Origin of the sequence: Plantactinospora soyae, assembly GCF_014874095.1 — a bacterium.
In the GTDB taxonomy this organism is placed as follows: domain Bacteria; phylum Actinomycetota; class Actinomycetes; order Mycobacteriales; family Micromonosporaceae; genus Plantactinospora; species Plantactinospora soyae.
The window spans coordinates 7,303,579-7,325,002 of the sequence record NZ_JADBEB010000001.1; the positions used below are offsets into that span (position 1 = coordinate 7,303,579).

Here is a 21,424-nt window from a genome sequence, read left to right on the forward strand (position 1 = left end):
GCCCGCTCCTCGCTCGTTCCCGATGGGCAGGACGAACGTCGAGCGGCGACGTTCACCGATGGCCGGCAGAGTCACCCGGATCACACTGGCAACCTTCCGCCGGTGCGGCGGTGGTGCGCGTCTGCGCCCAGGCCCGAGCGCAGACGCGCGTCGCCCATGGCGAATTCCTTGAGATCGTTCACGACTGCCCCTTGAGGATCAGCTGGTGCATGGGGGTGTTCGGCCATCGGGTCGAGGAGAGGTCTGCGCGCGCGACCGAACCGCCTGGCGAAGGTCCAGGCACGGCATCCCGGCCAGCACGTCCACGGTCAGACCGTCGAGGACGACCGGTGTGGGAGCTTCTGTGGGCGGCCGGGGTTGCCCGCGCCGAGCCCGTTCGAGAGCGATACGGGTGCCCACCAATGTGGACCGCTCAACAGCGGTGTGCCGTTCATCTGATGCGGCTTCAGGCCCCGGAGTGGTCCCGGTGCTTGGCCAGGAAGTCGGCGAAGCTGAGCCAGTCCGGGTTGATCGAGCGCATCAACTCGACGTCGCGCCGCCCCAGGTACGACTCCGGGAACTCGGCGTAGTACTGGAACATGTTCCCCAGCTCGACCGCGCCCGGGAAACCCAGCGCGCGGAACTGGTCGTGGCTCAGTGGCCGGTAGGCGACCGGCTCGCCCATCACCCTGCTGAAGGCGGCGGCGAGCTGGTCGCCGGTCAGATGTTCGCCGGCGATGCCGAGGGTGACGCCGATCGTCTCGGCGGGCCGTTTGAGCGCACTTAGCACGGAGCGGCCGATGTCCTCCGAGGCGATCCCGGCGATCGGCGTGTCGCCGACCGGCAGGTGCAGCGCGAGCGTCCCGTCGGGATCGCGCTGCGGCTTCACGTCGGTGAGCAGGTTGTCCCAGTAGAAAGACACCTGCAGGTACGTGGTGGGCAGGCCCGACTCGGCGAACATCGCATCGGCGACGCCGCCCTTCACGTCGAAGTGCGGCACCTTGTAGATCTCGTCGAGGGTCGGCATCCGGTCGTCGGTGACGGGAATGGCCTCGCGGGTGTCCTCCAGCGTCGACCAGACCACGTGCTGGAGTTCGGTGGCCTTGGCGGCGCTGATCAGGTTCCCCACCTCGATCAGTTCCTTGGCCGCGGACATGTGCTCCCAGAAGGGCGTGACCAGAAACGCGCCGTAGGCCCCGTCGAAAGCCTTCCGCAGGCTGGCTTCGTCGTTCAGGGTCGCCTCGACCACCTCGGCACCGAGGGCCGCCAGGGCCTGTGCCCTTGCCGAGGACGCGTTGCGGGTGATCGCGCGAACCTCGAACGTGCCGTCGGCGAGCAGCGCCCGGGCGACCGCGCCACCCTGCACACCGGTCGCACCCAGCACAGAGATTGTGTTGTTACCGGACATAGGGGCGTCTCCGCTCGTGAAAGGCCCGGCGTCGGAGCCGCCGGGTATCTCGATGCGCCAACCGTAATAGTCCGGAAGCTTGACCGTCAAGTTTTCGGACTATCGCCCTCGCGTTACGCCGGCCACCCTCGACCCGGTGCGGGTCCAGCCCGTTCGCCGGTGCTCGCGGCCGGTCAGTCGGCGCTTACGGAGCTTCGCCCCGGGGCGGAGTCATTCCTCGTCTACCTCCGCGTCTTCGGTGATCGCCGACAGAGCCTGAAGGAACTGCTCGTACGCCTCCCGGCCGATCTTCGCTGCGTACCTGTCCTCGATCTCCGCGATGATCCGGTCGGAGAGCTCCGCCAGCCGTAAACCACGTGCCGTGGGCACGATCAGTTTGGCCCGGCGGTCGGCCGGATCGGGTACGCGCGAGACGTAGCCGAGTTTCTCCAGCTCGTCGATCATCGTGCCGATGGTCTGCTTGTTACGGCCGGCCAGCCGGGTGAGATCGGTCTGCCGCAGACCGTTCTCGTCCAGGTGGGCCATCACCGCACCGTGACGCGGGCGAAGGTCGCCGAAGCCCTCCTGGGCGCTGCGCCGGAACAGCTCGGACTGCAACCCGAACAACAGGCGGGTGGCCAGCACACCGAGATCCGCGGCGCGGGTGCTCCGTCCCATGTAACCCCCATCACGATAGTCCGATAATCGGACGGTCCAGTCTTTGGACTTATTCTCGTCACATTACGCACCGCAGGTTCTGATGACCACCGTCGAACCACCCGCTTCCGGGGTCGATCCCGTACGCGAGAACGACCTGTTGCGGGCCCGGCCCCGGATACGGGCGAGGCGTGGTGCGTGGGCGGGCCACCTGGCGTCAGCTCCGGCAGGAGCCGTTCAGGAATCCGTTGACGTCGAGATCACGCGGCCTCATCTGCGGTAACCCGCCACCCGGGCGCCGCCTGAGCCCCGGGACGGCGCAGCGCGGTCGACACCTGTGCCGGCGCCGACAGCCCGGCGGGTGCAACGACTCATTTCGGCAAACCCCGCCGAGTGAGATCCAATTCCGGGCAAGATGGAACAGATTCGCCCAGCGAAACGGTAAGCGGGGGTCGTCTGTGAACGAAGGATTGATGACCAGGCGCAGCGCCCACGGTGTCGACGAGACGGTCTCCGCTCTGCGGGCCGAGGCGGAACGTGTGGGCGCCGTGGTGGCGGTGGTGGTCGACCATGCGGCGGCCGCCCGCAAGGTCGGGCTGAGCATGCCCGACACACAGGTGATCATCTTTGGCAATCCGCAGGCGGGCACTCCGCTCATGCAGGGCTGTCCCGAGATCGCCATCGACCTGCCGATGCGGCTCATGGTCCGGGACGACGGCCAGCCCGGATCGCTGGTCACCTGGCAGGACCCCGCATACCTCGCCCAACGGTACGGGCTGGGCGAGGATCAGCTGGCACCCCTGAACGCCCCCGCCAAGATCGCCTCTGCGGTTGGCGCGGGCTGAGCACGGCGCTGAGCACGGCCCGGACCGACCACTCACACAGCGTGCGAAGCCACCCCGGCGCCGCCTCGTCGCGGGCTCGGCGGCGGCCCTCGGCAGCGTGCACCCAAGGCTCTAGCAGGGAGGTCCCCCGATGGCTGCCGTCCGCGTCCCGCCGAACTTCTTCGGCATTCCGTTCGGGCTGGCCGGGCTGGCGGGCAGTTGGGTGGTCGCGGCGGGCAACGGCAACGCGCCGAGCTGGGTCGGCGATGCCCTGCTCATCCTCGCGGCGGTGGTCTGGCTGGCCACCACGGCCGGCTACGCGGCCTACGCCTGGTCGGTCCGCCGCACACTCGTCGCCGACCTGCTCGACCCGGTGCTCGCCCCGTTCCTCTCGCTCGCCTTGATCACGCCAATCCTGCTCGCCGCGCAGGGCCTCACGCCGCGCAACCTCGGCGCCGCCCGGATCGTCGTCGACGTGTTCCTCGTCCTCACCGTGCTGTTTGGCGGATGGATAACCGGCCAATGGATCTACGGCCCGCTCGACCTCGACCGCATGCACCCCGGCTACTTCCTACCCACCGTGGCCGGCGGATTCGTCGCCGCCGCCGGCGCCGCGGTCGTCGGACAGCGCCTACTCGCCGTGCTCATGCTGGGACTCGGGCTCGTCTGCTGGCTCGTCATCGGCTCGCTGACGCTCAACCGGCTGTTCTTCCGGCCGCCGCTGCCGCCGGCGCTGATTCCGACGCTGGCCATCGAGGTGGCGCCCGCCGCGCTGGCCAGCGTGGCGATACTCGCCCTCAACGGGGAGCGGATCGACTTCTTCGTCTCACTGATCTCCGGGTACGGGCTGCTGATGGTCCTCGCGCAGGTCCGGCTCCTGCCCGCGTACCTGCGCCTGTCGTTCGCCCCCACGTTCTGGGCGTTCACCTTCCCGTTCGCGGCGGTGGCGACGACCACGTTGCACTGGATCTCCTACTACCGGCCGTCCGGGCACCGGATCTACGCGTACCTGGTGCTGGCCGCGATCACCGCGCTGATCGGTGGCATCGCCGTCCGGACGGTCGTCGCCGCGGCCCGTGGGCAACTGCTGCCAACGCCTCCGGCACCCACCCGACCGCAACGCTGAACACCCGGCCCGGCACAACGAGGAGGGCACGCTCCGGGTGCAACGGTCCGGATGCCGCGACCGAGGTCCTGGCGTACCGGGATCACCCGCCTCCGCCGCTCCCGCAGCCCCCGCCTCCGCCGCAGCCGCTGCTCCCACCGGAGTCGCCGCTGCGCCGTAGCCGCTGCTCCCACCGGAGTCGCCGCCTGCGCCGTAGTCAACGGGCGAGCCGCCGTAGTAGCCGCCGCTCCCGGCAACGCTGCTGTCGCCGCCCGAACCGCCGGAGGCGGCGCCGACCCGATGGGGGATCGCAGCCCTGGCAGCGAACTCCGGATCGGTCGCCATCTCCGTCACCGACTTCGTGCACGGGACCCAGCCGGAACTCGGGACGATCTCCGGCGACGCCGTGACGTACTGGTCCGGACCGGCACTGGCCACCAGCGGCACCGGCACCTTCGTCGCCCAGTCCGGCCTCGTCCTCTCGGCGCCCCAGACCGCAGCCCAGTGGTTCGGCCCGATCGAGGAGAACTCCGCCACCTGGAACCCCAGCGTGGTGGTCGCGTTTCCGCCCGGCGTCATCGCCGGCGACTATCAGGGAACCGTCACCTTCTCGGTCGCCTGACCCATACCCACGGCCGGTGGAAGCCGCCACCCATGGCGACCCGCCACCGGGATCCAGTGACGGGCCACGGTCAGCGACCCGACATCGGGAACATGCGACTCAGGCGTGGGTACCGTCGAGCCATCTCGCCCTGATCACGGAAGTTCCACTGTTCGTCCTGCGGATCGGGTGAGGACTGACGGAGGAGGTGACCCCGAGCCTCCAACGCGTCGTCGAGCGCGTCCGCCCGCGCTATTGCCCGCTCGTGGGCCTCGTCAGCCACGCAGTCCAACAACTCCCAGGCGGGCCACTCGTCGTCGCTCAGCTCGCTCAGCCTACGGCCTACGAGTTGCTGCACGAGAGGCACCTCGGCCAGCAGGTCCGGATCCACGGCGACCCGCTCGAACTGCTCCCGTCCCAGACCCACCAACCAGCACTGGAAGTACCAGAACCCGTCGTCGGAGCAGAGGCCGTGGCGGATCCGGTCGGCGGCACCCCACATGTGCCAGGTGTCGACCCGTTGCCGCACGACATCGAGATGGATCTGAAAGTCCTCGATGTCCACCGTCGGCATTCGCGCGAGCCGATCGGTCAGCCACTCGGCACGTTGATCCTGATCAACGGTTGCGGCCCTGCTTTCCTCGATGAGGCGCCAGAACGCGTCGATATCCACGCCGGGCAGGATCGCACCCGGGTACGACATGTCGACGCCGCAAGTCGGCACCGTTCTGCGGCGGACGCTGGAGCTGTGCCGCCGTCCTTACCGCCGTTTGCGCGGCAGGGCGCTGAAAAGCGGCGGGGTCTCCCAGGCGGGTTCGCCTCGGCCCTGCCAGCGCTCCAGGTCTGGCGTTTCCAGACGGGGCCGGCCCGACAGGTACAGCGCGGTAGCACCGACGAAGCCGATCGCGGCAATGCCGAGACAGATCCAGAGCGCACCGCGGGTGCCGGTTGCCTGGTCATCGCTCAGGGTTCCGGCGAGGAACACGAGGATCGGGGCGGTGAGGAAGGCAGTCACGGCCCGCAGCAGCTCGATCAGGGCGAAAACCCGCTGCAGCATCTTCGACCGCAGGGAGAGACCCGCCAGGAACAGGGCCGGTGATACCGCCGCTGCCACGCCCAGCCCGAGCAGGCCGGTGGCCACCGCGAGGGCGGGACTGACCGTGGGGAACGTGGCTATCAACAGTGCCGCGGATGCCACGACCATCAGCAGGCCACCGGCGGTCAGCAGCGGGGTGAACCGGGTCCGGAACAGTAGCGCGAACAGTACGGCGACGGCGACGGCGGCAACGAGTTCGGGGATGAAGATTTGCGCGATGATGCTGGGTTTGCTGCTGGTGTGCAGCGCGGTCAGGAGGAGTTCGGTGGCGCCGATGGCGGCGGCACTGGCGGTGAGGGCGGCGAAGATCCCTGCCAGGGGAACCGAGGTGGCGAGTTGCTTGACCGGTACGAGCGGGTTGGGCAGCCGGTACTCGTAGACGACCAGGAACGCGATCAGGGCGGCTCCGGCGGCCAGGGGAACGATCGACTGCACGTCGGCGCTCATGCTGGCCTGCAGTTGACCCGCGCCGTAGAACGCGGCACCGCAGCCGATCACACCCAGACCCAGCGCGACGAAGTCCCAGGGCGCGCTGGGATCTTGAGGCGGGACGTCGCGGAAGGTCAGGACGGAGAACAGCAGCGCCAAGCCGGCTATCCCCGCCACGCCCCAGAACAGCCACCGCCAGCTTCCCCCGGTGGCTTGCAGCGCGCCGATGGTCGGGCCGGCGGCCACGGCGCCGAAGATGCACAGGTTCAGGAGGCCGGCACTGATCGGCATCTTGGAGACGGGCCAAGAGGTGACCAACGGCGGTAACGCGGCGATCAACATGAGGCTGGTCAGCAGCCCCTGGGCGATGAAGGCCGCGATGAACACCGTCGCGTTCGGCGCCGCGGCAGCGAGGATGGATGCGACGAAGAAACAGACCTCATAGATGATCAGCATGCGTCGCGGCGGAAGGTGCATGGCGAGCTGCGCGGCCAGCAGCGTGCCGACGGCGTACGCACCCGCGGACAGGCTTGCCGTCACCTGCAACGTTGCGCGGGACATGCCGAGGCTGGTGGAGATGATCTCGCCGAGCGGGATGACGGCCACCGTCAGGACCAGGTACGGGGCCAGGGAGAAAACGACGAGTGCCACCGCGCCCAGGTAGCTTTTTGCAAGGGGCCCCTGACGCATCTCGCCTGTTACCCGCGACAGACTTCGATAAACCCGGCAGCGACGGCACCGGGTTGTGGGCCGATCTTGTATCGTTACACTACTGGAGTGCCAGCCATTCCGCGCCCGCTCTACCGTGACCCCGTCTTCGATGGCGCGGCCGATCCGGTCCTGGTGTGGAACCGCGCTGAGCAGGCATGGTGGATGGTCTATACCAGCCGCCGGGCCAAGGCGCCCGATCTGCCCGGTGTGAGTTGGATCCACGGCACCGACCTCGGTGTGGCCTCGTCGACGGACGGTGGCGCGACCTGGCTCTACCGCGGCGTCATCCAGGGTCTGGACACCGAGTGGGGCCGGCACACGTACTGGGCTCCCGAGATCGTCGATGACGGCACCACCTACCACATGTACGTGTCGACCATCCGGGGCGTGCCGGCGCAGTGGGCCGGACACGAGCGGCACATCCGGCACTACTCCAGCCCGGACCTGGTGACCTGGCGCTACCACGCCACCCTCGCCCTCTCCTCGGACTACGTGATCGATGCCTGCGTCGCCGCACGGCCCGGTGGCGGCTACCGGATGTGGTACAAGGACGAGGCCGACCGTTCGCACACCTGGGCCGCGGACAGCGACGACCTGTACGCGTGGCGGGTCCGCGGGCCGGCGGTACGCATCTGCGCGCACGAGGGCCCCAACGTGTTCACCCTCGGCGGATTCCACTGGATGCTCGTCGACGAGTGGCACGGCCAGCGTGTCCTGCGATCGGACGACATGGACAGCTGGCAGCCGCAGGGGCTGATTCTCGACGCGCCGGGTCGGCACCGCGACGACGCCACCGTCGGTCTGCACGCCGACGTGGTCGTACGCGGGGACGACGCACTGGTCTTCTACTTCACGCACCCCGAGCGGCGTCCGGACACCGCGCCGGCCACGTACGCGACTCGGCGCACGTCGATCCAGGTGGCCCGGGTGGCGGTCGAAGACGGCCGGCTCGTCTGTGACCGTGACGAGTCGCTGTCGGCGCCGATCCTTCCGCCGGGTCCGGGCGATGGCCTGCAGTAACATGAACCCGGGCGGGTCCTGAACGGTTTACCGGGAGCAGACGTGGCGACGATTCAGGACGTGGCGAAGGCCGCCGGGGTCTCACCGATGACCGTGTCGCACGTCATCAACGACCACCCTCACGTGCGCAAGTCGACGCGGGAAAAAGTCCTTCTCGCGATGGCCAAGCTCGACTACCGCGTCAACGTCGCGGCCCGCAATCTCCGCAAGGGCCGAACCGGCACCATCGGACTGGCCGTCCCCGAGGTCAACCGCCCCTACTACGGCCAGCTCGCGGCCCTCATCATCGCGGCCACGGAGAAGTACGGCATCAGGGTCAGCATCGAGCAGACCGGCGCCTCGCGGGAGAACGAACTCGATGCCCTGTCCCTGTCCCGCAACCGGCTCTACGACGGACTGATCCTGAGCACGGTGGGGATGGGCCCGAAGGATGTCGAACGCCTCAAGGTGGACTACCCCGTGGTCATCCTCGGCGAGCGGATCTTCGACGGTCCCGTCGACCACGTCGCCATGCCGAACGTCGATGGGTCACGAGCGGCCACTCGTCACCTGATCGACCGCGGCTGCCGGCGCATCGCGATGCTCTCCGGACAGGTCGGGGACGAGGTTGACGTGTCGAGCCTGCGGCGTTCCGGTTACCGGCTGGCACTGGAGAGCGCGGGCATTCCCTACGATCCGGCCCTCGTGCACGAACTCGGGTCGTCCACCATGAGGGCTGGCGCCGAGCGGATCCGGGCGATGCGCGACGGGGGCGCGGACTTCGACGGTGTGTTCTGCGTGACGGACACCGTGGCGGTAGGAGTGCTGCGCGGGCTGGCCGACCTGGGGATCCGGGTACCCGACGAGGTCAAGGTGATCGGCTTCGACAACGTCGAGGAGGGCGAGTTCCTCGTGCCGTCGCTGTCCACCATCGATCCGGACCACGTGATGATGGCGACCCGGGCGGTGGACCTGCTGGTCCGGCGGATCGAGGGATCCACGTCGGTTGACGGCCACGAGGAGTTCGTCAGCCACTTCTCCCTGGTGGCGAGGGAGTCGACCGGCGGCTGATTCCGTCGCGTACCCGTAGGTCGGGTGGGTCCCGAGTTCCCTATTGTGCAACATTACGGAAACATGTAACGATACAAAACATGGTCGAGGTCACATCCCCGCCTCCGGGCGGCGCGGTGATCGGGGTCAGCGGCAGGACGCCCACCCGCCCCCGGAGACGTGGCCGTGACCGAGGGCAGGCCCCTCCCCCGGCCGATCCACGATGCCGCCGACTGTCTGTCCACACGAACATTCGGGTAGCGAAAGGATCCTGACGATGCGACGACCCCTTGCCGTGCTGACCACCGCGCTCGCCGTGACCGCGCTGTCGCTGTCACTGTCGGCGTGCTCCGACGACGACGGCGGCGGGGGCAACACCCTGTCGGTGCTCTCCTGGGACAACGAGACCACGATGCAACCGGTGCTCGACGCCTTCCGGGCCGCGCACCCCGACATCACGCTCGAGATGTCGTACTCCCCGCCCGTCGCCGAGTACATCCAGACACTGCAGACCCGGGTGTTGTCCGGCAAGGCTCCCGACGTCTTCCTCATCGCCGCCGAGAACAAGACCAACCTCATCAACGGTAAGCACGTTCTCGACCTGTCGAACGAGCCGTTCATCAAGGGCCTACCGGAGATCAACACCAAGACGTACGGACGGGACGACGCCGTCTACGGCCTGTCGGTCAGTTCCTGGGGCGCCGGCATCATGTACAACAAGGACCTGCTGGCCAAGGTCGGCGCGACCGAGCCACCACAGACCTGGGACGAGTTCCTCGCCCTGTGCGCCCGGCTCAAGGGTGCCGGCATCACCCCGTTCCTGGAGGCGCTGGACGGCATGCCGACGGTGCTGTCGGCGTTCCTCGGTGCCCACAACGTCGCGCAGGGCCTCCAGATGGACACCAGAATCTTCAACGGGGAGTCGACGTTCGCGCGCGAGTGGGCGGAACCGCTCAGGCAGTACAACCGCATCTTCGCCGACGGTCTGGAACCGTCGTCGGTGGCCGGACTCAAGCCTGACCAGGTGGTCGACGAGTTCGCTACCGGCCGGGTCGCGATGTTCCCGTCCGGCCCGTGGAACATCGCGAGCATCCGGCAGAAGGCGCCCGACCTGAAGTTCGCGATGGTGCCCGTTCCGGCCGCGCCCGGGGGCAGCGTCTTCCTGGCCGGCGCGGCGGGCCCCGGCTGGGCGATCAGCGCCAAGTCCGAGAACGTCGACGCCGCCCGGACGTTCCTGACGTTCCTGGCCTCGGAACAGGGCATCAAGCCCTATCAGAAGGCCAGCAACGCGATCACCGTCACCGAGAACTTCGAGCCGCCGATCGACGAGGCGCTTCAGCCGATCGTGGCGAACGTACGCGCCGGCAGGTTCTACCTGCCGCAGATCGCCTGGACCCGGGCCGAGGACCTGCTGAACGTCGAGGCGGTGGCGCAGTTGCAGCTCATGGCGCAGAAGCAGGCCACACCCGAAGAGGTCGCCGCCGCCCTCGACCGCAAGCTCGCCACGTCCTGACCCTCGCCGGTCCGGTGGCGGGCCCGGTGGCCCTCACCCCGTCCACAGGAGGAGACAGCCATGTCTACGCTCGCACCTCCCGGCTCGACGGCGGCCGCCACGTCCGCCGTGGGCCAGCGGCGTCCGGGTCGCCGCGGCAGACGGGACGGGCTCACCGCACACCAGTTGTTCCTGATCCCGGTCGCCGCGGTCTTCGTGGTCCTGTTCGTCATTCCGCTCGGCCAGACCGCCTACTGGAGCTTCACCGATTTCAGTGGCTACTCGACCGACGTCACCTTCGTCGGCCTGAAGAACTACCGGCTGATCCTCTCCGACGCCTCGATGTTGGCAGGGCTGACGTTCACGATCCTGTTCGCGATCGGCACGACCCTGCTCGTCACCGTCGTCGCGGTCCCGCTGGCCGTCGCACTCAACCGTCGCTTCCTCGGCCGCAACCTGGTCCGGTCGGTGTTCTTCTTCCCGTCGGTGCCGAGCCTGGCCATCCTGGGACTGGTCTGGGGGTACATCCTGTCCCCGCTGGGCTCCGGCGTGCTCAACTCGGCGCTGGAGAAGCTGTTCGGTGCCGGGCCGGTCCCGTGGCTGTCGGACGCCAACCTGGCACGGGGATCCGTGATCGCCGTCGCCGTCTGGGGCACCGCAGGCTGGCACGCCGTGCTGTACCTGGCCTACCTCCAGTCCATTCCGGCGGAGTACTACGAGGTCGCCACCCTGGACGGCGCCTCGGCCCTGCAGCAGTTCCGGCGGATCACGCTGCCACTGCTGACACCGGCGATCGTCATCAGTCAGTTTCTGCTCATGACCGGCGGGCTGAAGGTGTTCGACCTGCCCTACACGCTGACCAAGGGCGGGCCGGGGTACGCCACCCAGACCATCACCCAATCGATCATCACCAGTGGCGTCGGGCAGGGCCGGTACGGCCTGGCCTCGGCGCTGGCCGTCGTCTTCACGATCGCCGTCGCGGCGTTCTCCATCGGCCAACTGCTGGTGTCCCGCCGGATCGAGAGGAGTGTCCTGTGACCCGCGCCCGGCGCGTACTGCTCTCGCTGGTAATGATCGCCCTCGCCGGTGTGGTCGGGCTGCCGCTGTACTACATCGTGGTCAACACGTTCAAGACACAGCCCGACATGACGGCCACACCGCTCGGGCTGCCCTCGCCGTGGTACTTCGGCAACTACACGGAGATCTTCGACCGCGTCCAGATCCTGCGCAGCTTCGCCAACACCCTCTACGTCACGATCGGGTCGGTCCTCGTGCAACTGGCGGTGGGCGCGATGGCCGCGTACGGCATCGTCATGCGCGCCACCCGGTTCAACCGGGTGGTCGGGGTGGTGCTGCTGATCGCCTTCGTGGTGCCCACCCAGGCCACCCTCATCCCGCTGTACCGCACGCTGGTCGAGGTGGAGCTGGTCGACTCGCTCAACGGCCTGATCGTCATGTACGCCGGCGGCGCCATCTTCTCGTTCTTCCTCATCCACGGGTACATGAAGACGTTGCCCTTCGAGATCGTCGAGGCGGCGCGCATCGACGGTGCGGGCGTGTGGCAGATCTTCTGGCGGATCGTCCTGCCGCTCATCAAACCCATCCTGATCACCGTCGGCGTGTTCCAGACCATGTGGGTCTGGAACGACTTCATCACGCCCAACGTGTTCATCTCCTCGCCGGACAAGCGCACCGTCGTCCTGCAGGTCTACAACGCCGTCGGCGAGTTCACGACCGACTGGCCGGCGTTCATGACGCTCTCCGTCGTCGCACTGGTCCCGATGGTCGTCTTCTTCGTCTTCACGCAGCGCCACATCGTCAACGGCCTGCTCTCCGGTGGTGTCAAGGGCTGACCGGACACCGCGCACCCGACAACCACTTCCGAGGAGCACAGCAGTGACCACCGCGCCCATCCACGCCGTCGTCAACCTCGACCTGCCCGGCCCCACCATCAGCCGCCACGTCTACGGCCACTTCGCCGAGCACCTCGGACGGTGCATCTACGACGGGTTCTGGGTCGGCGAGGACTCCACGGTGCCGAACGTCGGCGGGATCCGCGCCGACGTCGTCGAGGCGCTACGGGCGATCGCGATCCCGAACCTGCGCTGGCCCGGCGGATGCTTCGCCGACGAGTACCACTGGAAGGACGGCATCGGCCCGCGCGAGCAGCGACCCCGGATGGTGAACACGCACTGGGGCAACGTCGAGGAGAACAACCACTTCGGCACGCACGAGTTCATGGCGCTGTGCGAACTTCTGGGCGCGGACCCGTACGTCAACGGCAACGTCGGATCCGGCACCGTCCGGGAGATGAGCGAGTGGGTCGAGTACCTGACCCGCGACGGTGACTCCCCCATGGCCGCGCTGCGCAAGGCGAACGGACGTGACCGGCCATGGCGGGTGCCGTTCTGGGGCATCGGCAACGAGGCGTGGGGCTGCGGCGGCAACATGCGCGCCGAGGCGTACGCCGACCTGGCCCGCCGGTACGCCACGTTCGTGCGCGACCACGACGGCAACCAGGTCTACCGCATCGCCGCCGGCGCCAACACCGACGACTACGCGTGGACCGAGACCCTGATGAAGACGCTGAACTGCCTGGGGTGCTCCCGCCAACCGAAGGGCCCGTTCCAGGCACTCTCGCTGCACTACTACACCCACAACGGCGAGGGCGCCAAGCGCGGAACGGCGACCCGGTTCACGACCGACGACTACTACCTCACCATGCTCCGGGCCCGACACATCGAGGAACTGGTACGCGGACACGCCGCCGTCATGGACTGTTACGACCCGCACCGGGCGATCGGGCTGGTCGTCGACGAGTGGGGCACCTGGTGGGACGTGGAGGAGGGAACCAACCCCGGCTTCCTCCACCAACAGAACACCATGCGGGACGCGCTCGTGGCCGCGGTTCACTTCGACGTCTTCCACCGTTTCGCGGGACGGGTCGTCATGGCCAACATCGCGCAGACGGTCAACGTTCTCCAGGCGATGCTGCTCACCGACGAGCGGACCGGCGCGCTCGTCCGCACTCCGACGTACCACGTGTTCGCGATGAACACCGGGCACCACGACGCGCGGGCGCTCACCGTACACCTGCGCGGTGACCTGCCCCGGGTCGATGTCGAGGGCGCCGAGCTGAGCGTGCTGTCCGCGTCGGCGTCCACCAAGGACGACTCCGCGCTGGTGTCGCTGACCAACCTGCACGCCACGCAGGCCCAGACGGTCGTCCTGGACCTGCGCGGGCGGGAGTTCACCGGCCACGAGGCGCACCTGCTCACCGCCCGGTCGCTGACCGACCACAACAGCGCCGAGAACCCCGACGGGGTCGTGCCGACACCACACACCGGTGTACGTACACACGCCCGCGGGCTCGAGGTCGACCTGCCGCCGCACGCGTACGTGACGGTACGTCTGCGGCTCACGGCGATCTGACGGTGTGCGTCCCGCAGGTGTCGGCCGGGTGCCGGGACGCGGAGGATCCGACTCGGGGAGCGGCTGTCACAGCGGCGGCCAGGCATTGGTCGATTCATCGTGTCATCGTCCCGTGCCGTCCGCGCATGATTGTCGACCGCCGGCGATGCGTCGGACGTCAGGATGGCCGCGAGGTCTCCGGTATCTCAGGTTCTCGTTGATCGGTGAACCCTCTACCGGAGACCTCGCGGCTCAGACATCCCGGTGCAACCGGATCAGTCGATGGGCTCGGCCACGATGAGTTGGAACTTGTCGAAGGTCAGCCTCACCGTGTTGTGCCTGGCGTCGACGGTGCCGAGGGAGACGCCGTTGAACGGGTCGGTCAAGCGGTACCTGGTCCGGCCCAGACCACGCAACTCGACCGTCCCGTCCCATTGGTCGGCGTAGAAGGCGTAGTGCAGGGCCCTGCCCTTGGTCACGACATGCGCCTCGGGCTTGTCGAAGCCGACGTCGTACAGCTCGCCCCGGTACTCGCCGGTGGGCAGCATGTTCTCGTTGTACAGGCGCACCCATTTGCGCCAGAGAGCCTCCTTCTCCGAGGTCAGCAGGGTGTCGTTGTCCGGGCCCGCCGGGTAGGTGAACTTGGTCGACAGGACGGCTCCCACGCCGTAGCTGGAGGCGAAGTCGTCGCCGTTGTCGCTCAGTTCGACATGGTCGCCGGCGTAACTGCCGCCCTGACCCATCAGCGCCTTCATCGTCTTGCCCTTGGTGCGGACCTGGTAGGACGAGGTCGGGTCCGAGCCCGGGTACTGGTCGATGTAGGGCAGGTTGTGGAAGGCGAAGGCGGTGCCGCAGGGGCAGAGCTCGACGACGGCGTCGCGGTTCGCCTTGTGTGCGGCGTCGTACACCGCCTTCCAGAACTGCGCCAGGCCCTCGGTCGACTCCTCGGGGCGGGCGTGCCCGTGCGCCGGGTTGTAGCAGGGTGTGACGCCATTCAGGTGCTGACCGTCGATCTTGAGTCCCTCGTAGCCCCAGTCACGGATGAACGTCCTCACCTGATCGACGAAGTAGTCCACGGTGGGCTGGTACGCCGGGCACAGCGTCCAGGCGTTCCACCAGGTCACTCGCTGCATCTTGCCGTCGCGGTCCAGCAGAAGCATGTCGGGGCGTTCCTTGAACAGGTTGCTCTCGGGATCCGCCGCCAGCGGGGCCCACCACAGCCGCGGCCGCAGGCCGGCGTCCCGGATCTGCTTGGTGAAGGCTCGCATGTCCGCCTCACCCCGCGGGAACTTCTGCAGGTTGATGTCCCAGTCGCCCTCGTTGGTCTGCCAGCCGTCGTCGAGCCCGGCCCACTTGAGGCCGACCTCACGCACCTTGGGCAGCGTCGCGACGACCTGCTCGACGGTGAAGTCGCGCTCGTACCCCCAGGCGCACCAGATGGATTCATAGGCCGACTTCGGCGTCTTCGGGGCACGCTGGCCGACGTCACTCATGTAGTCGCGGTAACGCTGGAGCGGCACGAAGTGGTCGCCCGAGTGCGCCGTCAGGAACGTGGTGTCGGTGGTCAGCCGCTGGCCCGGCTTCAGGGTGCGGGTGGCGTCGCCTTCGACGGCGATGCTCGCTCCGTTGGCCGTCTGGCGAACCGGGAGGCGAAGGATCCTCGCCACCGGCTCGACGTGCCCGACGGAAAGGCCCGCGCCCGGACGCCAGACGCTCGCCATCGGCGTACCGCCGCCGTAGTCGGAGGAGTCCATCCCCAGCGAATTCTTCTGGTCGAACCCGTCCGTCAACGGCTGCACCCAGTCGCGACGGTCCTCATAGGTACTACCGGAAAAGGTGTAGAAGCCACTGGGCTTGGTGAGGAGTTCGTGGGCTCCGCTGCGCCATCCGGTCACCTTCAGGTCGGCACCGGACATGTTGGTGTAGGTCACCTTCATCACGATCATCGCGGTCAGGCGCTGGAAGGAGGTCAGTTCCACCGTCTTCCGTACGCCAGTCCCGGAGTCGCCCCGGACGATCACCTCGACGCCCGCGCCATGCCGGGGGTGCCTGGTCTTGCGGGTCTCGTGTCCACGGTAGGTGAACTCGTCGATTGTGGTATCACCCACCAGCAGGGCTTCGCTGGCGTCGAAGCGCGTGACGTTGACGTCCCGCAGGGCCACCCGGCTGCGCAGTTTGTCGTCGAACTCCACGGTGATCGAGGTGTCGCCGACCCCGACGACATCGGGATCACGGTTCGGTGCGGCGGCTGCGGGTGTGGCGCCCACGCCCACGGTCACGGCAGGGACGGCGGCCAGGCCGGCGCCCCCCAGTGCCAACTTCAGTACGCTCCGCCGCTTCATGTCGGTCATGTCGGAACTCCCTTCGGGCTCGTTGCGCAGCTCTGACGACCAGGCCGCACCCTTCGCTCGTCGCTTGTGGATGATCGAGATCGAGCCACCGCGAACCTGTCGACGCGTTCTGCGGTGTCGAGGACGAGGTCACGGAAACCCGTCGGCTACCCGCCCTGGTAGCCGACGGGCCGGTAGACCTGGTTCGACGTCGCATCCACCGGCTGCGGGGCGCCATCGTCGAAGGACTGCGACACCGCCGCCTCGATCATCAGTGGATGCACAGAGCAGACCAAAGGGATACCAACCGCCGACCCGGCAGGCTGGCGCCGGGCAAGATCGAGCAGAAGCTCACTCATCGAGCGTTCCCCATTCGCTGCGGGATGGTCTGCTCGACGAACGTAGGTGGTATACGATTGGCTTGTCAATGGTCGGTTCCCGGTAGGTTCTTGGTTTGGTCACCGTGGCGTAAGCCGAGGCGGCGGGCCGGCCGCGGGCGACGGACTTCAAGGATCGATAGAACTGGTATGGTCGCCTGGTATGACTGTTGCGAGGACGCGGATGCCCCGTGGCCTGTTCGCTGACGACGCGCTCCCGCTCTACGAGCGCACCGCCGGGCAGCTACTCGACGACCTGCGCGCCACCGCAGCCCGCACCGGCGACCGGCTGCCCTCCGAGCGGGCGCTGGCAACTCGGTACGCCGTTTCGCGCGTCACGCTGCGAGCCGCCCTCGCCGACCTGGAGTCGCGAGGCATCGTACGACCCTCGTCGACCCGCGGCTGGTTCGTCGCCGACCTCGACCAGTTCCCCGACCCGGCGATGGCGTCCACTTCGGCAGCCCCCCAGGTGCAGGGCCTCGCCGACTTCGCCCGCGTCAACGGCCTGACGCCGAGCAGCCGGGTTCTCTCTGCCGCGGTACGCCCGGCAACGGTGTCCGAGGCCGAGGACCTCCGCATCGCCCCCGGCGCCGACCTCTTCGAACTCCACCGACTGCGCTTCCTCGACGACCTGCTGGTCGTACTCGAACACAACCGGCTCCCGTTGGCGGCCTGCCCGGCCCTGGCCGAAACCGACTTCAACAGCGCCTCGCTGTACGCCACACTGCGCGAGGCGGACCCGCCGCAGCTGCCGCGCGTTGCCGACTACTCGGTCGAAGCCCGCCACCCGACGCCACGGGAGATCGAACTGTTCGGCATCGCGGACACCATGCCGATGCTCGTCGCGACCCAGCTGACCTTCAACCAGGCGGGCCGCCCGATCGAGCTGACCGTTCAGGTCTACCGGGGGGACCGCTACCGCTTCCGGGCCTCCATCACCAACCGGCCCTGATCAGCATCCATCCCGGCACCGCCTCGACCTGACCAGCATCCATCCCGGGCGGTGAGTCGGCGATCGCCGACTCACCGCGTAACCGCGGAGATGCCTGACCGCCGGCCACCGCCATGGGTCGGCCGGCGGTCTCCTCGACCCGCGCCGACGAGAGGTTCACTCACAGCCGCCGGGCGATGGCCAGGAGCAGGGCGAGGGCGGTAGCTGGCTCTTCTCCGGCAGGACGACAGGCCGTCGAGGTAGTACGGCCGCCGCATCCCGCGCAGTTCGGCGCCGGGGTGCGGCCGTCGCTCGTGGTCATTCGGGGTGAAAACCAGCAGCGCTCCGATGTCGGGGTGACGGCTCCCTGGACGCCGAGATGAGCCGGCGGTCCGGGGCCCGAAGCGGTGGCCGAGATCGAGGTTGGAGCGTACCAAATTTAATACCAACTAGACAGTAGCCGGCCACATGAAATACCAGTAGGGTCCAACCAGCTTCGGAACGGCGAGGAGGAGGAACCACCCCGTGAGTAACCCGCTCGACACCGTCGTCGCCCTGCACAAACAGGGGGAACCGGTCGGCATCACGTCGATCTGCTCCGCCCATCCGCTGGTCCTGCGGGCCGCGATGGCCCAGGCCCGGGAAGACGGCGACCCGGTGTTGATCGAGGCGACCTCGAACCAGGTCGACCAGGACGGCGGCTATACCGGTATGCGACCGGCGGACTTCCGGGACCTGGTGCACCGGGCCGCCGACCGGGCCGGGCTGCCTCGGGAGCGGGTCGTGCTCGGCGGTGACCACCTGGGCCCGAACCGGTGGCGTTCGTTGCCGGCAGAGCAGGCCATGGCCCGCGCCGACGTGCTCGTGGCGGCGTACGTCGAGGCCGGCTTCACGAAGATCCACCTTGACTGCAGCTACCCCTGCGCGGACGACCGGACCCCGTTGACCGACGAGGTGATGGCCGCCCGCGCCGCCCGGATGCTCGCGGTCGCCGAGAAGACCGCCGCCGCCCTGGGGCGGGCCGGGGAACTCCGGTACGTCATCGGCACCGAGGTCCCGGTTCCCGGTGGCGCCGAGGAGACGATCGAGGAACTCCTACCCACCACCGCCGGGTCGGCCCGTGGCACCCTGGCCCGGCACCGGGCGGCCTTCGCCGAGCAGGGCCTCGAGCACGTGTGGCCGCAGGTGATCGCCCTGGTCGTGCAGCCGGGCGTCGAGTTCGACCACCTCCGGGTCGTGGACTACGACCGGGACCGGACCAAGGACCTGCAGCGGGTCCTGGACGACGAGCCGGCGATGGTCTTCGAGGCCCACTCCACGGACTACCAGACGGTCCCGCGACTCGCCGCCCTGGTCGAGGATCACTGGGCCGTGCTCAAGGTCGGGCCCGGCGTGACCTTCGCGCTGCGGGAGGCCCTGTTCGCGCTGGCCGCGATCGAGGCCGAACTCGTGCCGGAGCACGACCGCTCGAGCCTGCCGGAGGTGGTCGAGCAGCGGATGTGCGCCGAGCCCGGGCAGTGGGCGAAGTACTACACCGGCGACGCCGCCGAGCAGCGCCTGGCCCGGCGGTACAGCTACAGCGACCGGATGCGCTACTACTGGCCGGACCCGGAGATCCAGGCCGCCGAGCGGCGCCTGCTGGCCAACCTGACCGACCGGATCATCCCGCTGCCGCTGCTCAGCCAGTACCTGCCCGACCAGTACCAACGGGTCCGCGACGGCACCCTCGGCAACGACCCCGTCGAGCTCGTCCTCGACCGCGTCCGCGACGTCCTGCGCGGCTACCGCCACGCGGTCACCCCGGCCCAGGGGCGGCGGGCGGCATGAGCGCCCTCCTCGACCTGCAGCCCGACTATCTGCGCCGGCGCGGCGCCCTCGACACCAGCCGCGAGATCGCCCAGCAGCCGGCCGTGTGGCGCCAGATCGGCCGGATGGCGACGGAGTCGGACGCGGCGACCGCCGCGTTTCTGAAGCCGCTGCTCGAACGGCCCGACCTGCGCATCGTCCTCACCGGCGCGGGCACCTCCGCGTACGTTGGCGAGGTGCTGGCGCCGTCGCTGCGTCGGCGGCTCGGCCGCCGGGTGGACGCCGTCGCCACCACCGACATCGTGGCCGATCCGCTGGCCTGCTTCGCCGAGGACGTCCCGACGCTGCTGGTGTCGTTCGCCCGCTCGGGCGACAGCCCGGAGAGCGTCACCGCCCCCGAGCTTGCCACGCAGGTGCTGACCGACTGCTGGCACCTGGTGGTGACCTGCAACGACCGGGGCCGGCTGGCCGGCCAGCACGCCGACCGGCCTACCTCGCAGGTGCTGCTGCTGCCCGAAGCGGCCAACGACCGGGGCTTCGCGATGACGTCCAGCTTCACCGGCATGGTGCTGGCCGGCCTGCTGACCCTGGGCGGCCCCGACGAGGACCTGGTGGAGCGGCTCGCCACCGCGGCCGAGCGGATCCTGGCCACCCGGCCGGCCGCGGCGGCCGACCTCGCCGCCCGCGGTTACTCCCGGATCGTCTACCTCGGCAGCGGGACGCTGCACGGGGTGGCCCGGGAGTCCGCGCTGAAGGTCCTGGAGCTGACCGCCGGCCGCGCGGTGGCCCTGGCCGAGTCCGCGCTGGCCTTCCGGCACGGACCGAAATCCGTGCTCAACGACCAGACCCTGGTGGTCAGCTACGAGTCCAACGACCCGTACACCAGCCAGTACGACCGCGACATGGTGGCCGAGCTGCTGCGGGTCATCCCGGAGTGCGACCTCGTCACCGTCACCGGCCACAGTGGGCAGCCGGCCAGGGACAACGCCTGGACCCTGCCCGGTCTCGAGGACGTGGACGACGCCGCGCTGGCGCTGCCCGCCGTGATCTGCGCGCAGCTGATCGGACTGCACTTCTCCCTGGCGCTCGGGCGCACGCCCGACAACCCCTTCCCCGGCGGGGAGGTCAACCGGGTCGTCCAGGGCGCGATCATGCACCCCCTGCGCCGCTGATTCGCGGCCAGACCCAACAGGTCCAGATCAGGGCCGCCCCGGCCCGGACGGCGACGTCAGCAGTGACGCCAGACGGAGGTGAGACGAATGTTCCTCGGCGTGGACGGTGGCGGCACCAAGACCGCCTTCTGCCTACTGAGGGCGGACGGCTCGGTCGTGGCCCAGGCCACCACCGCGAGCAGCTACTACTTCAGCGAAGGCATCGACCTGGTGACCCGGGTCCTCAAGGAGGGCGTCGGCGCCGTCTGTGCGACGGCCGGCATCACCCCGGCCGACATCGACTTCGCGTTCTTCGGGATCCCCACCTACGGCGAGGTCAGCGACGACGTCGCCGCTCTCGAGGCGGCGCCACGGGAGGCCCTCGGCCACGAACGGTACCGGGTCGACAACGACATGGTCTGCGGCTGGTCCGGCTCGCTGGGCGCTGCGGACGGCATCAACGTGATCAGCGGCACCGGATCGATGACCTACGGTGAACGTGCCGGTTCCGGCCTGCGCGTCGGCGGCTGGAGCGAACTGTTCGGCGACGAGGGCTCGGCGTACTGGATCGCCATCCGCGGCCTGCAGGCCTTCTCCCGGATGAGCGACGGTCGACAGCCCGCCGGTCCGCTCCTGGAGGTCCTGCGCAACCACCTGGAGCTGTCCGCGGACCTCGATCTGATCGACATCGTGCTGAACCGGTGGCAGGGTGACCGCGGCCGGATCGCGGCGCTGAGCCCACTGGTCACCCGCGCCGCCGACCAGGGCGACGAGGCGGCCGTGGCGATCCTCGCCGAGGCCGGCCGGGAACTCGCCCACCTGGTGGAGACCACCCGCCGCCGACTCGGCTACGCCGTCGACGAGCAGGTGCTGGTCTCCTACTCCGGCGGCACGTTCCACGCACGGCAGGTGCGCGAGGCATTCCGACAGCACCTACACACGCTGCACGACCGGTACGACCTTCGTCAGCCCTTGTATCCACCGGTCGTCGGCGCGGCGCTCTACGCCGCGAAACAGGCCCGCAGCCCGCTGAGCGCCGACGCGCTCGAGCATCTCCGGACCACCCCGCCCGCCACCGCCGCCTGAGG

The 21,424-nt window shown here is 68.9% G+C and carries 19 protein-coding genes; 13 read left to right on the forward strand and 6 right to left on the reverse strand.

Annotated features, from left to right (window positions below; translation table 11 throughout):
• Positions 1–445: 445 nt before the first annotated feature.
• Both H4W31_RS32040 and H4W31_RS32045 read right to left on the reverse strand, forming a co-directional pair.
• Positions 446–1,387 carry an NmrA/HSCARG family protein gene (locus H4W31_RS32040; RefSeq protein ID WP_192770036.1) on the reverse strand — a complete coding sequence of 314 codons (942 nt, stop codon included), beginning with the start codon at positions 1,385–1,387 and terminating at the stop codon, positions 446–448.
• 210 nt (positions 1,388–1,597) lie between these two features.
• Positions 1,598–2,044 carry a MarR family winged helix-turn-helix transcriptional regulator gene (locus tag H4W31_RS32045; RefSeq protein WP_192770037.1) on the reverse strand — a complete coding sequence of 149 codons (447 nt, stop codon included), beginning with the start codon at positions 2,042–2,044 and terminating at the stop codon, positions 1,598–1,600.
• Between the two features lie 452 nt (positions 2,045–2,496).
• Between H4W31_RS32045 and H4W31_RS32050 the strand changes: the two genes are divergently transcribed.
• The 3 genes from H4W31_RS32050 to H4W31_RS32060 all read left to right on the forward strand — a co-directional run bounded on the left by H4W31_RS32050 (position 2,497) and on the right by H4W31_RS32060 (position 4,574).
• Entirely contained in the window at positions 2,497–2,868 is a 372-nt protein-coding gene (locus H4W31_RS32050) for a DUF302 domain-containing protein (RefSeq protein ID WP_192770038.1), read from the forward strand.
• A gap of 130 nt (positions 2,869–2,998) precedes the next feature.
• A complete protein-coding gene (locus H4W31_RS32055) occupies positions 2,999–3,973 on the forward strand; it encodes an SLAC1 family transporter (protein WP_192770039.1) in 975 nt (324 codons plus the stop codon).
• A 340-nt stretch (positions 3,974–4,313) separates the two neighbouring features.
• On the forward strand, positions 4,314–4,574 hold the full coding sequence (locus H4W31_RS32060; RefSeq protein WP_192770040.1) for a hypothetical protein: 261 nt from the start codon (positions 4,314–4,316) through the stop codon (positions 4,572–4,574).
• Between the two features lie 70 nt (positions 4,575–4,644).
• Here H4W31_RS32060 and H4W31_RS32065 read toward each other — a convergent pair whose 3' ends face one another.
• Complete coding sequence (locus H4W31_RS32065; RefSeq protein WP_225945776.1) at positions 4,645–5,256, reverse strand: DUF4240 domain-containing protein; 612 nt, start codon at positions 5,254–5,256, stop codon at positions 4,645–4,647.
• A gap of 57 nt (positions 5,257–5,313) precedes the next feature.
• Positions 5,314–6,684 carry an MFS transporter gene (locus H4W31_RS32070; RefSeq protein ID WP_192770041.1) on the reverse strand — a complete coding sequence of 457 codons (1,371 nt, stop codon included), beginning with the start codon at positions 6,682–6,684 and terminating at the stop codon, positions 5,314–5,316.
• Positions 6,685–6,855: 171 nt separating this feature from the next.
• Here H4W31_RS32070 and H4W31_RS32075 point away from each other — a divergent pair, with 171 nt between their 5' ends.
• The 6 genes from H4W31_RS32075 to H4W31_RS32100 all read left to right on the forward strand — a co-directional run bounded on the left by H4W31_RS32075 (position 6,856) and on the right by H4W31_RS32100 (position 13,762).
• A complete protein-coding gene (locus H4W31_RS32075) occupies positions 6,856–7,809 on the forward strand; it encodes a glycoside hydrolase family protein (protein ID WP_225947835.1) in 954 nt (317 codons plus the stop codon).
• Positions 7,810–7,851: 42 nt separating this feature from the next.
• Positions 7,852–8,859 carry a LacI family DNA-binding transcriptional regulator gene (locus H4W31_RS32080; protein ID WP_192770042.1) on the forward strand — a complete coding sequence of 336 codons (1,008 nt, stop codon included), beginning with the start codon at positions 7,852–7,854 and terminating at the stop codon, positions 8,857–8,859.
• 256 nt (positions 8,860–9,115) lie between these two features.
• On the forward strand, positions 9,116–10,351 hold the full coding sequence (locus H4W31_RS32085) for an ABC transporter substrate-binding protein (protein WP_192770043.1): 1,236 nt from the start codon (positions 9,116–9,118) through the stop codon (positions 10,349–10,351).
• 60 nt (positions 10,352–10,411) lie between these two features.
• Complete coding sequence (locus H4W31_RS32090; protein WP_192770044.1) at positions 10,412–11,368, forward strand: carbohydrate ABC transporter permease; 957 nt, start codon at positions 10,412–10,414, stop codon at positions 11,366–11,368.
• Positions 11,365–12,183, forward strand: coding sequence for a carbohydrate ABC transporter permease (locus H4W31_RS32095; protein WP_318783524.1), 819 nt, complete (start codon positions 11,365–11,367; stop codon positions 12,181–12,183). Before H4W31_RS32090 ends, H4W31_RS32095 begins: the two co-directional genes overlap by 4 nt.
• Positions 12,184–12,226: 43 nt before the next feature.
• A complete protein-coding gene (locus tag H4W31_RS32100) occupies positions 12,227–13,762 on the forward strand; it encodes an alpha-N-arabinofuranosidase (RefSeq protein WP_192770045.1) in 1,536 nt (511 codons plus the stop codon).
• Between the two features lie 254 nt (positions 13,763–14,016).
• On the opposite strand, the gene H4W31_RS32105 is transcribed toward H4W31_RS32100, so the two are convergent.
• Both H4W31_RS32105 and H4W31_RS32110 read right to left on the reverse strand, forming a co-directional pair.
• On the reverse strand, positions 14,017–16,092 hold the full coding sequence (locus H4W31_RS32105) for a glycoside hydrolase family 36 protein (protein ID WP_192770046.1): 2,076 nt from the start codon (positions 16,090–16,092) through the stop codon (positions 14,017–14,019).
• 146 nt (positions 16,093–16,238) lie between these two features.
• Positions 16,239–16,430 carry a class II D-tagatose-bisphosphate aldolase non-catalytic subunit gene (locus tag H4W31_RS32110; protein ID WP_192770047.1) on the reverse strand — a complete coding sequence of 64 codons (192 nt, stop codon included), beginning with the start codon at positions 16,428–16,430 and terminating at the stop codon, positions 16,239–16,241.
• Between the two features lie 181 nt (positions 16,431–16,611).
• Between H4W31_RS32110 and H4W31_RS32115 the strand changes: the two genes are divergently transcribed.
• The 4 genes from H4W31_RS32115 (at position 16,612) to H4W31_RS32130 (ending at position 21,422) form a co-directional block, all read left to right on the forward strand.
• Positions 16,612–17,400 carry a GntR family transcriptional regulator gene (locus H4W31_RS32115; protein ID WP_225945777.1) on the forward strand — a complete coding sequence of 263 codons (789 nt, stop codon included), beginning with the start codon at positions 16,612–16,614 and terminating at the stop codon, positions 17,398–17,400.
• Positions 17,401–17,904: 504 nt separating this feature from the next.
• Positions 17,905–19,206: a D-tagatose-bisphosphate aldolase, class II, non-catalytic subunit gene (locus H4W31_RS32120; RefSeq protein ID WP_192770048.1), complete on the forward strand. Its 1,302-nt coding sequence runs from the start codon at positions 17,905–17,907 to the stop codon at positions 19,204–19,206.
• Positions 19,203–20,357, forward strand: a complete 1,155-nt coding sequence (locus H4W31_RS32125; RefSeq protein WP_192770049.1) for an SIS domain-containing protein — start codon at positions 19,203–19,205, stop codon at positions 20,355–20,357. The genes H4W31_RS32120 and H4W31_RS32125 overlap by 4 nt, the downstream gene beginning before the upstream one ends.
• An 87-nt stretch (positions 20,358–20,444) precedes the next feature.
• Positions 20,445–21,422 (forward strand): BadF/BadG/BcrA/BcrD ATPase family protein, encoded by a 978-nt coding sequence (locus H4W31_RS32130; protein ID WP_192770050.1) that lies wholly within the window; start codon positions 20,445–20,447, stop codon positions 21,420–21,422.
• Positions 21,423–21,424 lie beyond the last annotated feature (2 nt).